This window comes from Paradevosia shaoguanensis, assembly GCF_016801025.1.
GTDB classification, from domain to species: Bacteria; Pseudomonadota; Alphaproteobacteria; order Rhizobiales; family Devosiaceae; genus Paradevosia; species Paradevosia shaoguanensis.
This window is the reverse complement of record NZ_CP068983.1, coordinates 1468382-1481925: the sequence shown is the minus strand read 5'-3', so window position 1 is coordinate 1481925 and position 13544 is coordinate 1468382. Positions and strand designations below refer to the sequence as shown.

15 protein-coding genes and 1 tRNA gene are annotated in these 13544 nt (G+C 65.6%); 4 read left to right on the top strand and 12 right to left on the bottom strand.

Annotation, left to right across the window (positions count from 1 at the left end):
- Nucleotides 1-52: 52 nt before the first annotated feature.
- The 4 genes from JNE37_RS06910 to infC form a co-directional block, all read right to left on the bottom strand.
- Complete coding sequence (locus tag JNE37_RS06910; protein ID WP_203065762.1) at nt 53-610, bottom strand: TetR/AcrR family transcriptional regulator; 558 nt, start codon at nt 608-610, stop codon at nt 53-55.
- A 104-nt stretch (nt 611-714) separates the two neighbouring features.
- Nucleotides 715-1113 carry a winged helix-turn-helix transcriptional regulator gene (locus tag JNE37_RS06905; RefSeq protein WP_035029370.1) on the bottom strand — a complete coding sequence of 133 codons (399 nt, stop codon included), beginning with the start codon at nt 1111-1113 and terminating at the stop codon, nt 715-717.
- Between the two features lie 185 nt (nt 1114-1298).
- Nucleotides 1299-3644, bottom strand: a complete 2346-nt coding sequence (locus JNE37_RS06900) for a methyl-accepting chemotaxis protein (protein WP_246513559.1) — start codon at nt 3642-3644, stop codon at nt 1299-1301.
- A gap of 235 nt (nt 3645-3879) precedes the next feature.
- Nucleotides 3880-4416, bottom strand: a complete 537-nt coding sequence (gene infC, locus JNE37_RS06895) for a translation initiation factor IF-3 (protein WP_081840399.1) — start codon at nt 4414-4416, stop codon at nt 3880-3882.
- A gap of 241 nt (nt 4417-4657) precedes the next feature.
- Here infC and JNE37_RS06890 point away from each other — a divergent pair, with 241 nt between their 5' ends.
- The gene (locus tag JNE37_RS06890) at nt 4658-5434 is read left to right on the top strand and encodes an alpha/beta hydrolase (protein WP_035029363.1); all 777 of its coding nucleotides are present in this window, start codon (nt 4658-4660) and stop codon (nt 5432-5434) included.
- Between the two features lie 244 nt (nt 5435-5678).
- Here JNE37_RS06890 and JNE37_RS06885 read toward each other — a convergent pair whose 3' ends face one another.
- From JNE37_RS06885 to JNE37_RS06870, 4 genes are all read right to left on the bottom strand, one after another.
- Nucleotides 5679-6332 carry a GNAT family N-acetyltransferase gene (locus JNE37_RS06885; RefSeq protein WP_203065761.1) on the bottom strand — a complete coding sequence of 218 codons (654 nt, stop codon included), beginning with the start codon at nt 6330-6332 and terminating at the stop codon, nt 5679-5681.
- Nucleotides 6329-7186 (bottom strand): SDR family oxidoreductase, encoded by an 858-nt coding sequence (locus JNE37_RS06880; protein WP_203065760.1) that lies wholly within the window; start codon nt 7184-7186, stop codon nt 6329-6331. Before JNE37_RS06880 ends, JNE37_RS06885 begins: the two co-directional genes overlap by 4 nt.
- A gap of 149 nt (nt 7187-7335) precedes the next feature.
- Entirely contained in the window at nt 7336-8514 is a 1179-nt protein-coding gene (gene queG / locus JNE37_RS06875) for a tRNA epoxyqueuosine(34) reductase QueG (RefSeq protein WP_203065759.1), read from the bottom strand.
- Nucleotides 8495-9172, bottom strand: a complete 678-nt coding sequence (locus JNE37_RS06870; protein WP_035037091.1) for a glutathione S-transferase family protein — start codon at nt 9170-9172, stop codon at nt 8495-8497. The genes queG and JNE37_RS06870 overlap by 20 nt, the downstream gene beginning before the upstream one ends.
- A 141-nt stretch (nt 9173-9313) precedes the next feature.
- Between JNE37_RS06870 and JNE37_RS06865 the strand changes: the two genes are divergently transcribed.
- Complete coding sequence (locus JNE37_RS06865; RefSeq protein ID WP_035037088.1) at nt 9314-10126, top strand: undecaprenyl-diphosphate phosphatase; 813 nt, start codon at nt 9314-9316, stop codon at nt 10124-10126.
- A 25-nt stretch (nt 10127-10151) separates the two neighbouring features.
- On the opposite strand, the gene JNE37_RS06860 is transcribed toward JNE37_RS06865, so the two are convergent.
- Nucleotides 10152-11117, bottom strand: a complete 966-nt coding sequence (locus JNE37_RS06860; RefSeq protein WP_203065758.1) for a complex I NDUFA9 subunit family protein — start codon at nt 11115-11117, stop codon at nt 10152-10154.
- A 140-nt stretch (nt 11118-11257) separates the two neighbouring features.
- On the opposite strand from JNE37_RS06860, the gene JNE37_RS06855 reads away from it, so the two are divergent.
- A complete protein-coding gene (locus tag JNE37_RS06855; RefSeq protein ID WP_203065757.1) occupies nt 11258-11629 on the top strand; it encodes a GFA family protein in 372 nt (123 codons plus the stop codon).
- Nucleotides 11630-11707: 78 nt separating this feature from the next.
- A tRNA-Leu gene (locus JNE37_RS06850) sits at nt 11708-11792 on the top strand.
- Nucleotides 11793-11936: 144 nt separating this feature from the next.
- Here JNE37_RS06850 and JNE37_RS06845 read toward each other — a convergent pair.
- From JNE37_RS06845 to JNE37_RS06835, 3 genes are all read right to left on the bottom strand, one after another.
- Nucleotides 11937-12236, bottom strand: a complete 300-nt coding sequence (locus JNE37_RS06845; protein ID WP_156046473.1) for a hypothetical protein — start codon at nt 12234-12236, stop codon at nt 11937-11939.
- Nucleotides 12237-12396: 160 nt separating this feature from the next.
- On the bottom strand, nt 12397-13068 hold the full coding sequence (locus JNE37_RS06840; protein WP_035037119.1) for a L,D-transpeptidase: 672 nt from the start codon (nt 13066-13068) through the stop codon (nt 12397-12399).
- A 111-nt stretch (nt 13069-13179) separates the two neighbouring features.
- Nucleotides 13180-13542, bottom strand: coding sequence for a hypothetical protein (locus JNE37_RS06835; protein ID WP_156046472.1), 363 nt, complete (start codon nt 13540-13542; stop codon nt 13180-13182).
- Nucleotides 13543-13544: the final 2 nt, after the last annotated feature.

The window sequence follows — 13544 nt, the reverse complement described above, 5'->3', positions numbered from 1 at the left end:
CCGTCCCATCCCAAATCTATCCCCGGTAAACGCCGGGGCTTCAGGGATGCTCTCACGCTCCCGGGAACAGCCGGTCCAGCAGCCTGAACGTCTGCGCCTCGACGAACCCGTTGAGCGGCCCCTGCGGCTCGATCAGCCATTGCATCGTCGCGCCCTGGATCACCGCCTGGATCAGGCTCGCCTGCACATCCCGCTCCGGGGATTCCGGCAGCCGCGCGGCGATGGCCTCGCGCACCAGCCTGTTGCGCTCCTGCGCCAGCCGGTTGAGCGCCTCGTCATGCACGTCCGACCATTCGAGCAGCAGGTAGCCGGCAAAGCCTTCGCCCTCGCCCATGCCTGCGATGAGCTCGCTCAGCATGTCCCTCAGCGCCGGAATGCCCTCGACCACCGGTCGCGCGGCAAAATAGTCGCGCGCTTCCTGGGTCGAGCGCTCCATCACCCGGCGGTGGAGATTGGTCTTGTTCTCGAAGCGCTGGATGATCGCGGCGCGCGACACGCCCACCGCCTCGGCCACGTCGCTCAGCGTAAAGCCGGCCGGCCCCTTGGCCACCAGCACCGCCTGGGCCATCGAGTGGATTTCGTCGTCGCTATGGAGTTTGGGTCTGGCCATCAACGGGTTCTAGAAGCGCCGCGCCGGTGCGGCAAGCACTTGCCTCTGGCCATCACGCAATAGAGGCGCAGCCCGCCGGCCGCGCCCCGCAAATCGCGATAGGGTCAGCGGCCCGACAGCATCTGCGCCGGGGGCTCGATATCCAGCTCGGCATCGAACCGGCGCCGCGCCGCCTCGATCTCGAAACGGTTCTCGACCGCGAAGTCGCGCAGGGCGCCGAGCGCCTGCAGGAACCGCATGCCGATCTCGGTCAGTTCATATTCGACGCGCGGGGGAATCACTGGGAAGAAGGTCCGCTTGACCAATCCCTCGCGTTCGAGGCTGCGCAACGTCGCCGCCAGCACCTTCTGGGAAATGCCGACGACCAGCTTGCGCAATTCGTTGAAACGCCGCTTGCCAGCGACGAGTTGGGCGATGACGCGCAGCGTCCATTTATCGCCGATCAAGGCAAGAAAAGTGCGTGTGTCGCCGCCCGTGGGCAGCGGGATAGGTTGGTTTGTCAAAGCGTAAAACTCCGGTTTCCCGGGCACCTGAATCGAGGTGCTCAATGCCATGGCCATATAGGAAGGCGGAGGCGCCGTTCCAGACCTGCGCGGAAAATCAGGGCAAATACTGGCTAAAAAACGGCAGTCCGTGTCAGCACACGGGATAAAGGAAGGCGGGCCCTGCGACCCGCCTTCCGAACCGTCTAGAACTCGCTCCAGTCGGCCTTGAGCGCTGCATTGCCGCGCGAGAGATAGGCCCGCGCCGCCTCGCTCGCCCGCTGCTGCAGGCCCCTGATGCCGGAAGCCGGAACCGCCTTGGCTTCGTCCTCGGCGGCCGCCTCGATCCTGAAGACGTCGACGATCCGGTCGAGCGCGCTGGCCTGCGCCTCGGTCTGCTCGATGGCGGCATTGGTCTGCTCGACCAGCGCCGCATTGTGCTGGGTCATCTCGTCCATCTGCCGGACCGCGCCCGTCACTTCTTCGAGAGCCGAGGACTGCTCGTGGCTCGCTGCCGAGATCTCCTGCATGAGGAGACTGTTTTCCCCAACCGCATCGAGAATCGCCGAGAGCTTGGAGGCCGCGTCGGCCACGAGGCGAGACCCGCTCTTGACCTCGCTGGCGCTCTGCTCGATCAGCGCCTTGACCTCCGAGGAGGCCTCCGCTGCCGATTGCGCAAGACGGCGCACTTCCACCGCCACCACGGCAAAGCCCTTGCCGGCCTCACCCGCCCGCGCCGCTTCCACCGAAGCATTGAGCGCGAGGAGATTGGTCTGGAAGGCGATATCATCGATCATGCCGATGATGTTGGAGATCTTGGCCGAGGAGGTTTCGATCTTTTCCATGGCCTGGTTGGCATGGCTCATCACCTGCCCGCCTTCCTCGGCGAGATGGGAGGCCGAGGTGGTCTTGTCCGCCGCCTGCCGGGCCTTGGCCGCGTTGCCCGAAACGGCAGTGGCCAATTGCTCGATGGTGGCCGTGGTCTCCTGCAGCGCCGCGGCCTGCTTGGTCGTGCGCTCGGAAAGATCGTTGGCCCCCGAGAGAATCTCCCCGGTCGCCGTCTTGAGCGCCTTGGAGGTCTCGCGCAGCTCGCCCATCATGGTGGCGAACTTGTCCGCCACCGCATTGGTATCGGCCTTGAGCCGGGCAAAGGCGCCCTGGTAGGAGCCGGTCACGCGCTGCGTCAGGTCGGCGTCGGCCAGTGCGGAGAGCACGTCGCCCGTTTCCGACACGCCCCGATCCACCGTCGACACCAGCTCGTTGACGCTCTGCGCCAGGGCCACCAGTTCCGGATTGTCGTAATGCGTGCCGACGCGGGCGGTGAAGTCGCCGGCCACGGCCGCCGCCACCACGCTCGCCACTTCGTGCTGCAAGCCGTCGCGCAGTGCCTGCTCGTCGGCCTGTGCCTGCGCGCTGGCCGCCTTCTCTGCATCCATGGCCTGCACCGCCTTGCCGTGTGTACGGAAGACCTCGAGCGCCTGGGCCATCTGGCCCAGCTCGTTCCGGGCATCCAGATTGGCCAGTTGCAGGTCGAGGTCGCCATCGGCGAGCTGGCGCATATTGGCCGCCATCTGCCGGATTGCCCGCGAGAGCCACCGTCCGATGACGATGGCCAGCGCGAGGCCCGCCACCATGGCGAAGGCCGTCATGACCATCAGCACCATCGTGGTGAGCGAGGCAGCCTTGCCGGCGGTCGCGCCCAGCTCGTCCTGGCGCGAATAGATATTGTCCTGGATGACGCCGAACGCCGCCTGGATACGCGGGCCGAAATCGTCGAGCTGCTCGGCGCGCACCGTGTTGCGCTCCTCGATCGCGCTGGCCAGTTCCTCGACCAGCCCCGCATAGGTATCGAGCTCGTCGGCAATCGCCTGCGTCTTTTCCTGCAGCACCGGATCGAAGAGTCCGACACTCAGCTCCGACACCTGCTCGACCGCCGTTGCGCCGTTCTCGCGTACCTTGTCGAGATCGGCCGGATCGTTGGTCGCCATGTACCGCTCGGCATTGAGCAGCATCAGCAGGGCGCTTTCGTTCACATGCCCGGCCTGCGCCACAGAGGAAATGTCGCCGCGCGAGGTCAGCCCGGTAATGAGATCGTTGAGGAGCCCGCGGATCGTCTCGGTGCTCGCATTGAGCGAAGCGCCCACGGTCTTGCGCTGCTCTTCGAGCGCGGCGCTTCGGGTGAAGGCATCGCGATAGGTGGCGAGGTCCGCCTTGAGCTCGCCGAGCCAGGAATAGGATTCCTCGTCGCTGGCGAACACGTCCACTGCCGCCTGGTCGTTGAGGCTGTGGCTGTCGATGAGGCTGTTGAATTCCTCTGCCTTGTCCGCCGCGCCATCGACGCGGTAGCCCATCTCGACCATGCGGGCGGCATAAGTGTCGTTGACCATGCGCCCGATCGTGATCGAGCGCTGCGCCTCTGCCCGATAATCCGCGTAGGAGCCGGCGAGGCTCCCCACACCATAATTACCGGCAAGGGCCAAAACTGCGAGAAGTACGAGGAGGACGGCGAAAGCGCCGAAAATACGTTGTGCAATACTCAGACGGGAGAACATCCAGCACTCCAAAGGTTCACATTCTGTGAGACGTCGGTAGGTAGTAAGGGTGCGGAGAATGCTTCGGGGGGTGTTAACAAATGCCCAGCGCAAAAGCCCGAATTCCAAGGCAATCGCCAGTTCGTCGCAGGCCGGGCCTTATCGAGCGCATTGGTATTTCCAATTAGGCCGGGCGCCCAAACAAAAAGCAGGCCGCAAGGCCTGCTTTCGTCAATCCGTCGATGAAGCCGTCAGCTCACTTGGGAGCCAGCACCATCACCATCTGGCGGCCTTCCGAGCGCGGTGCGCTCTCGACCTTGGCCTTGGCTTCCATCAGGTCGCGGACCTTGAGCAGCAGCTCCATGCCCAGTTCCTGGTGCGCCATTTCGCGGCCGCGGAAACGCATCGTGACCTTCACGCGGTCGCCACCCTCGATGAAGCGTTGCACGGCCTTCATCTTGGTCTCGTAGTCATGGGTATCGATATTCGGCCGGAGCTGGACTTCCTTGACCTCGATGACCTTCTGCTTCTTGCGTGCCTCGGCAGCCTTCTTCTGCGCGGCATACTTGAAGCGGCCCAGATCGAGGAACTTGGCGACCGGCGGATTGGAATTTGCGGCGATGAGCACCAGGTCAAGCCCGGCCTCTTGGGCCATGGCTATCGCTTCACGGGTGCGAATGACCCCTTTGTTCTCACCTTCGGCATCGATGAGCTGGACTTCGGGGGCGGAGATATCCTCGTTTGAAAGCGGCCCATCTTTCTGGGGCGCAACGGGTCTCATGGGACGACGAATGGCAAGCGTTCCTTGTCTGATTAAGGGAAGGGGCGGAAAATCGCTCTTAAAATCGTGATGGCCGGCCAATAAGTCAACAGTCAAAACCCTGTCCGATCATCGGCGCGGCGTGCAATTCTCAAGGTGTTGCAAGCTTGCGCGCTCTGACTTTGACTTCCCCGCCTCCCTCGCCATAAATGGCGCCGCCCGACCGGGGCCGTTCCAGCTCCGTTCCCGAAGACGCTCCAGCGAGGAGGCCGATTTGTCCAGCGCCATCAATCCCACCACCATCCTTGTCGGCGAAGGCCCGGCTGCCCGCGAGATCGCCGTCGAGCAGCGCCCCGGCAGCGCGCCCGGCCTCTTCTGGCTCAACGGCTTCAAGTCCGACATGTCGGGCAGCAAGGCGCTGGCGGTGGACGCCTATGGCGCCGCCCGGGGCCTCGCCGTCACCCGCTTCGATTATTCCGGCCATGGCCGGTCGGGCGGCGATTTCCTCGAAGGCACCGTGAGTCGCTGGCTCGAGGAGGCCCTGGCCGTCTTCGCCCGTACCGAGGGCCCGCAGGTCGTCCTCGGCTCCTCGCTCGGCGGCTGGCTGGCCCTGCTGCTCAACAAGGCCCTGCGCGACCGGGGCGAGGCCCGCGTCAAGGAACTGATCCTCATCGCCCCCGCTGTCGACGCCACCAAAGACCTCATGAACGCCCGCTTCTCCCCCGCCGAACGCAAATCGCTCGCGGAGCGCGGCTATGTCGAGCGCGCCTCCCAATACGGTCCCGAGCCCTATGTCTATACGCGCGGCCTGCTCGATGATGGCGATCGGCACCTGCTCTTCGATGGCGTCATCGAAACGGGCTGCCCCGTCACCATCCTTCAGGGCGGCAAGGATCCCGACGTGCCCCAGGAGCATGCGCTCAAGCTCGTCTCGCACCTGCTTCACGATCCGGTGACGCTCACCCTCATCCCCGATGGCGACCATCGCCTGAGCCGGCCCGAAGACCTCCAGCGCCTGCAGGATGCCATCGGCCGCGCCGTCGCAGGCTAGGATCCGTATTCATAAGTCCCGGCGCCCCCAGAGCGCTATCTCCCCATCCGACAGATTCCAACGGAAGCGCTGTCCATCTGCTGCGCCACACTCATTGAACCTCCCCGGCCGCAGAGCCGGGGCCCACGGGTTCCTCCACTCGAATGGAGAATAGCAATGGGCCCCGGATCAAGTCCGGGGAAGTCCGGTGGGTGGGGCGGCTATCGCAACTCATCTACCGGCGCAATTGAGAACGGACCCCAGTTCAGGCCTGGCCCAGCGGCCGCCTCTGCTTGCCATCCGCGTCGAAATTGCCGGGATTGAGCCAGGCTTCGAGCCGCGCTTTGACCGTCGGCCATTCGCCATCGATGATCGAGAACCAGGCGGTGTCCCGGTTCTCGCCCTTGATGATCATGTGCTGCCGGAACACGCCCTCGAAGGTGAACCCGAACCGCTGCGCCGCGCGCTTGCTCGGCTCGTTGAGGTCGTTGCACTTCCACTCGAACCGCCGATAGCCCAGCGTGTCGAAGACATAGGCGGCGAAGAGATAGAGCGCCTCGGTCGCCAGCCGCGTCCGCGCCACGCCGCGCCCCCAGAGAATGCCGCCGATCTCGATAACCCCATGGGCAGGCTCGATCCGCATCAGCGATTGCTGGCCCCCGGCAAGCCCGGTCGCCTTGTCGACCACCGCGAAATAGAGCGGATCATCGATCGCAGCCGCATCGGCCAGCCTGCGCCGCAATTCCGCTTCGTCGGCCGCCGGCAACGACATCAGCCAGCGATAGCGCTCGTCCTCGCCTTCGCCGGCGGTCGCGGCAAAGAGCCCGGCCGTGTGCTTGGGGTCGATCGGCTCGAGCCGGGCATAGCGTCCCTCGAGCACGATGCGCTGAGGCTTTGGGGCAGGGTGCGGCTTGGTCAATTGGCTATGGCTGAAAGCCCCTCGCGATAATTGGGATAGAGCAGATCGATCCCCAGCGCCGCCTTGATGGCGGCATTGGAGATGCGTTTGTTGTCCGCATAGAACGAGCGCGCCAGCGGCGTCATCTCCGCGGCCTCGAACGGCACTTCCGGCGGCGGCACCACGCCCATGAGCTCCGCCGCATAGGCGATGAGGTCCTGCGGCGGCGCCGGCTCGTCGTCGGCCAGGTTGAACACCCCGCCCAATCGGCGCTGCGCTGCCAAAGCCGTGACACGGCCGATATCGGCGACATGGATGCGGTTGAAAACCTGTCCCGGCTTGACGATCCGCCGCGCGGTCCCGTCGCGCAGCCGGTCGAAGGTCGAGCGCTGCGGCCCATAGATGCCGGCCAGCCGCAGGATCAGCACGGGGATGCCCTTTTCGCGCGCGAAGGAGCGCCACTCGTCCTCGGCCACCACCCGCTGGCGCGACCTCTCGTTCTCGGGGTGGCAGGGTGTGCTTTCATCGACCCAGGCGCCGCCGAAATCGCCATAGACCCCCACGGTCGAAAAATAGCAGAGCCATTCAAGTTTAGGCGCCCGCGCCAGGTCAGCCCAATGATGGCGCAACACCGGATCGCCCGGCGCCCCCGGCGGCGTCGAGACCACCACATGGCTCGCCCCGCTCAACGCCTCGCCCAGCGCTCCCGGCCGTTCGCCGTCGAAAACCCGGATATCGTAACCCTTGGCCGCCAGCGCCTGCGCCCTGCCGGCATCGCGCACCGTCCCCGCGATCTCGACCGCCGGATCGTCCTTGCGGAGCGCTTCCGCGCTCGCCTGCGAGGAATAGCCCATGCCGAAAAAGAAGACGCGCATCACCCGCTCTCACACCTGCAATGGCCCGGCGGAATCGCGCAAGTCACCGCGCGGCAGACTAGGCGTTTCGCGATTCGATGGAAACGGACTTCGCGCTCCGCGACCCGCGATGCCCCGCACCATCCCCACCACTGGCACGACTGAGCCCCTCAAACCACCTCCGGCAAAACCGCCGCCCACTCCGCCTTCACATCCGCATCCCGTTCCCTGCCGGCATGGGCCTCCGCGTCCCTCCGCACCCGCTCCCCATCCGCCAGCTGCGCCAGTGCCCACACCGCCGCGCCCCGCACCAGCGGGTCGCCATCCCCCAGCCGGGCCTCGACCGCCGGCAGCAGCGCGGCATCCCCGCTATTGCCCGCCGCGATCAGCACGTTGCGCAGGAACCGTCCATGCCCGATCCGCTTGATCGGCGAGCCCGCGAACAGCGCCCGGAACCCCGCATCATCGAGCGCCAGAAGCTCGCTCAACGGCGGCCCCCGCAAATCCTCGCGCGCAAAAAGCTTGGCCTCGCGCGTTTCGCTGGCGAACTTGTTCCACGGGCAGACCGCCAGGCAGTCGTCGCACCCATAGATGCGGTTGCCCATCGCCTTGCGGAACTCGACCGGGATCGGCCCCTTGTGCTCGATATTGAGATAGGCGAGGCACCGCCGCGCATCGAGCTGGAATGGCGCCGGAAAGGCATTGGTCGGGCAGATGTCGAGGCATCGCCGGCACGAGCCGCAGCTTTCCGCCATGGGCTCGGAAACCGGCAATTCCGCCGAGGTGAAGATGGCCCCGAGAAACAGCCACGAGCCGAACTGCCGGCTGACCAGCACCGTGTGCTTGCCCTGCCAGCCCAGCCCCGCCGCCTGCGCCAGCGGCTTTTCCATCACCGGCGCGGTATCGACGAAGACCTTGACCTCCGCGCCCGTGCGGCGCGAGAGGAGCCCTGCCACTTCCTTGAGCCGGCCCTTGATGATGTCGTGGTAGTCCCGGTTGCGGGCATAGACCGAAATATTGCCGGCCGACTTGCGCGCCAGCATCGCCATCGGGTCGCTGTCGGGCCCGTAATTGATCCCGAGCATGATGATCGAGCGCGCCTCCGGCCAGAGCGCCTTGGGGCTCGCCCGCCGCTCTGCGGTTTCCACCATCCAGTCCATGTCGCCGTGCCAGCCCGCCGCGAGGGCGGCCGCGAGCTTGTCGCCAAGATCCGGGCGCGCTTCGGCCGGAGCGATGCCGAAGGCATCAAAGCCCAGCGCCAGCGCGCGTTCGCGGATTTCGGTGACGAGGTCGGCCATGGGCCTATTCTGGCCCGCTATCGGCCGACGGTCAAAAGTCGAGATCGGCATAGCCGCGATGGGGCGGCATGCCCACCACGCGGTCGTTGAGGAGCGTGCGGAACGCCGGCCGCGACTTGATGCGCGAATACCAGTCCCGCGTTTCCCCGGCCTTCTCCCAGTCGATGTCGCCCAGATAGTCGAGCGTGGAGAGATGCGCCGCCAGCGCGAAATCAGCCAGCGTCATGTTCTCGCCGGCCAGCCAGTTGCGCGTCGCGCACAGCCACGTGAAATAGTTCATGTGCTCGACGAGGTTCGCCTTGGCGATGCGCAGCACCGCCGGGTCGGGCGTGCCGCCCTGCCGGTCGCGCTTGACGATCTTTTCCTCGAGCACATACCGGGTCACCTCGTCGTTGAGCTTGCCCAGCACCCATTCGAACATGCGCCACATCTCGGCGCGCTCCGAGGAGAGCGCAGGCACGAGCCCGGCGACGGAGGGCGGCGCGAACCGCTCCTCGATATTGAGGATAACCGCCAGCGGCCCGACGACGGGCGGCTCGGCATGGTCGAGCAGGATCGGCACGGTGGCCGCCGGATTGATTTCGAGGAATTCCGGCTGGCGCAGCCAGGGCTTGATTTCCTCCAGATCCACCGGGATACCGTACTCGGCGAGCATGAGCCGCGCCAGCCGCGCGGAAGGGTCGAGTGGGTGGTGGAGAAGCCTTGCCATTTTCGCCTTTGCAATCCTTGCGCTTGCCATCGTTTTCTAGGAGCAGTGCTCGTCGTCTGCCCCATGCCGTGATTCGCCTAAGCCCCAGCGATCCGGTCCGATGCGCTTTCTGGCGCCCCTGATTGATGGATAGGAGATCAGATGAACGCCGATCAAGGTCTTTTTGTGCCGCTCATCCTTGGCATCATAGAAGGACTTACCGAATTCTTACCGGTCTCCTCCACGGGTCACCTGCTTCTGGTCGAGCACTTCCTCGGTTTCGACAGTCCCGGGCGCGTCTTCGAGGTGCTCATCCAGCTCGGCGCGATCCTCGCCATCGTCGTCATCTATTTCTGGCGGCTGGTCGGCATTGCGCGCGACGTGTTCCTGCGCAAGCCCTATGCCCTGCGCTTCGCGCTCTGCGTCATCCTCGCCTGCCTTCCGGCAGCCGTGGCGGGCGTGCTGCTGCACGATTTCATCAAGAACGTGATCTATGAATCGCCCATCGTCATCTGCGTGATGCTGATCGTGGGCGGCGTGATCCTGCTCTTTGTCGATCAGCTCAAGCTCAAGCCGCGCTACACCGAGATCTACACCTACCCGCCGCTGATGTGCTTCTACATCGGCCTTTTCCAGATGCTGGCGCTGGTGCCGGGCGTGTCGCGCTCCGGCGCCACCATCGTCGGTTCGCTGCTTCTGGGTACCGACAAGCGCTCGGCCGCTGAATTCAGCTTCTTCGTGGCCCTGCCGCTCATGGTCGGCGCCTTCGGCTACGATCTCTACAAGAACCGCGAGCTGATCGGGCCCGAACTGGGCCTCAACATCGCCATCGGCTTTGCCGCCGCCTTCATCGTCGGCACGCTGGTGGTCAAGTACCTGCTCAACTTCGTCTCGCGCCACGGCTTCTCGTTCTTCGCCTATTGGCGAATCTTCGTGGGCGCGGTCGGTCTGTGGGGCCTGCTGCTCTTCAAGTAAGAGCAGCAGCCGTTTCCCCAAAAACTCAGGCGGGCAGACGCTCGAACTGGCCGTTGCGGCGGAAGCGCCAGAGATAGGTCGGCAGGATCGTATCCATCGATACCGGCGTGATGCCGAGGCCAAGCAGCGTGCGCTTGTCCTTGGTCGCGCCCTCCGACACCAGGTTGTCCTGCCCGAGCAGGATCACCTGGTCGCCGGTCAGCGGCGGCTTGGGCAGCAGGCCCATCGGCATGGCCAGCAGCGAGGCCAGGCCCTGCGATACCGGCAGCAGCGGGTTGCTGCGGCCCGTCTCGCGCAGCACGCGCTGCCAGAGTTCGCGATTGGTCTCGATCTCGGGACCGCCGAGCTCGTAGATGCGTCCGTTGCGCACGTCCCCGGCCGCGGCCTTGGCGATGACGTCGGCGACGTCACCCACATAGACCGGCTGCATGCGGGCATCCGCCCCGATCAGCGGCACCACCGGCAGCATGCGCGCAAAGGTGCCCATGCGGGTGAAGAACCCGTCGCCCGGCCCGAAGATCACCGAGGGACGCAGGATGGTCGCCTGCGGGAAAGCGGCCGAAACCGCCTCTTCCCCGGCAGCCTTCGAGCGCGCGAAGGCGCTGCTGCTGTCGGCGAGGAGCCCCAGGCCCGAAACATGCACCAGCACCTGCGCACCCACGGCGCGGGCGGCTTCCGCCACGGCCTTGGCGCCCTCGACATTGACGGCGTCGAACTGCTGGGCGCCGCGCTGGACGCCGATGCCGACGAGGTTGATGACGATGCCCGCCCCTTGGACGGCCCGCAGCACCGAGGCGGCATTGCGCACATTGGCCTGCACCGGCACGATCTGGCCCACGGCGCCCGGCATGCGCAGATGCCCGGCCAGGTCAGGCCGGCGCACCGCGGCGCGGATGCGATAGCCCTTGCGCGCCAGCGCTTGCACCACCTGCGTGCCAACGAAGCCGGAGGCTCCGAAAATCGTGACCAGGGGCAGTTCGTTCGGTTCCATCACCACACTCCAGTCGCAGCATTTTGCCGCACCAAGAATTTTCCCGCCTTCTAGCCCAGCGGGCGCCGGCCTGTCGAGTGCCCGCGCTTGACAGGGATCGCCAGATCGTTCTTTGTTTGTTCTAAATCCGGGAGAGAGACATGGAAATCGACCACACGCTTCGCGTCTATAACGGCCGCTGCCATTGCGGCGCCGTGCGTTTCACCGCCAGAACCGACCTCACCGGCATGATGGATTGCAACTGCACCCATTGCCGCCGCCGCGGCTCGGTGCTCCAGCCGCTGGCCGCCGCCGACTTCGAATTGCTGGCGGGCGCCGACGATCTCAAGAGCTATCGCTTCAACACCGAACAGATCGAGCATCTCTTCTGCCGGCATTGCGGCATCGAATCCTTCGCCCGCGGCCGCGACGGCAAGGGGAACGAGATGGTGATGCTCAACGTCAATTGCTTGGACGACCTCCCGGTCATCGATCGATCGACCATCGGGCACTGGGATGGTTTGGGCGCCTGAACCACGCGAGTGCGAAAAAGGGCATTTCGACGATTGACAAGACTCGCCCCCCTCTACTAGTTAGGCGCGCTCACCAGTGCCCTGGTGGCGGAATTGGTAGACGCGCACGGTTCAGGTCCGTGTGCCGCAAGGCGTGGAAGTTCGAGTCTTCTCCAGGGCACCATTTCTAGAGGCGCTACCGAGCCTCTAGGCCTATCCCCGATAGCAAAAAAGAGTAACTGCCCACCGGGCAGCCCTTTGGCATGCGCCGTCGCTGGCGCGCCGGAAAGGCAGAGGCCCTCGCACGAGGCAAGGGCCTCCGCGTGGGTCAGTTGGATTTGGCCGGCTGCATGGCGTTGCCGGGTTTCATGGTGTCCGATTTCATCGAATCCATGCCCATGGCGTCGCACGCCTTCATGGCCGTGTCCTTCTTCATCTGGTCGCTCTCCATGCCGGCCTTGGCCTTGCAGTCGGCCATCGCCTTGTCGTCCGGCTTCATGGTGTCGGTGGCCTTCATCGCATCGCCCGCTTTCATGGCGTCCTGCGCGAAAGCGGCGCCCGAGGCCATGGAAAGGCCGGCGACGAGGGCAAAGGCGAGCATGGGGAGAGTCTTGGTCACGTTGGACATCTGTTTCCTCTTGAGGTTGGAGCACCTAGTCGATACGGGCGCTCGCACTCCGGAGTTTCGCGCAATCACCATCTGGTGATCGCCGCGCAGATGAGACCACGTGGCGGCAATGCCGCTTGCGGTCCGCCAGCCGTGCCGGCGGACCGAGGGATATCGGGAATCAGACGACCAGCACGGGCGAGCCGGAGGGCACACGGTTGTAGAGGTCGATGATGTCCTGCTGCAGCAGGCGCACGCAGCCGCTCGAAACGGCCTTGCCGATCGACAGCACGTCGCCATTGCCGTGCAGGCGATAGAGCGTGTCTTCCCCGTTCTGGAAGAGATAGAGCGCGCGGGCGCCCAGGGGGTTCATCAGGCTCGGCTCCATGCCGCGGCGATAGGGCTCGAGCTCGGGCTGGCGCACGATCATCTCGGCGGGCGGCGTCCAGGTTGGCCACTCGCGCTTGTACTGGATCTTGGCGCGGCCCGACCACGCGAAGCCGTCGCGGCCGATGCCCACGCCATAGCGCATGGCGCGGCCGTCTTCACCCACGAGGTAGAGGAAGCGGTTGCCGGTATCGACCACCACCGTGCCCGGGCGTTCGCCGGTCGGGTCGGCCACGTCCTGGCGCCAGTATTGCGGGTCGAGCTTGGAGATATCGGCCGCCGGGATCGGGAAGCGCTCTTCGGGGAGCGCCGCATACATGCTCAGATATTGCTGGGGCACCATCGGGCCGGCATCGGCCACGGGCCGGGTATTGCCGGTCGTCGTGCAGCCGGTAAGGGCGAGCGCGGCAAGGCTGGCGCCGCCGAACATGAACTGGCGCCGGGGCAGGGTCAGGGTATCGGTCATCGACAATTGCTTTCTTGGTCGGCGCTTGGCGCGCCTTTGGCTTTGGGAAATGCCCAATGCGTTGCGCGCGGGCGCAAGGACCGCAGCGGCGCTCTGGGCGTGAGGGAGGGGTTACGCCGTCAGGCGTGGTGGCCTGAACTGGCCGTCCGGCTCGTCGCGTTCGGGGAGGGCGTCGGCGACGAGGGGCAGCACCTGCCTTGCCGAGGGGCGGAAGGCGAGGGCCATCTGTTCGACCGGCAGGCACCGGTCGGTCTGGCAGGGAATGGCGAGCCGGTTCTTCTGGCCCATGCAGGCCTTGAGCGTATGCGGCTTGTCCGGCGTGGCCGCCGTTTCCATCAGAATGCCCGGATTGTCGATGCAGATTTGCGCCGCCGGGGCCTCCAGATGCGTCTGCGCATTCGCATAGGCGGGCGCGGCCAGGCACAAGGCGGCCAGCCCGGCAAGAACCATTGCGATGAGAGTCAGACGTTGCATGT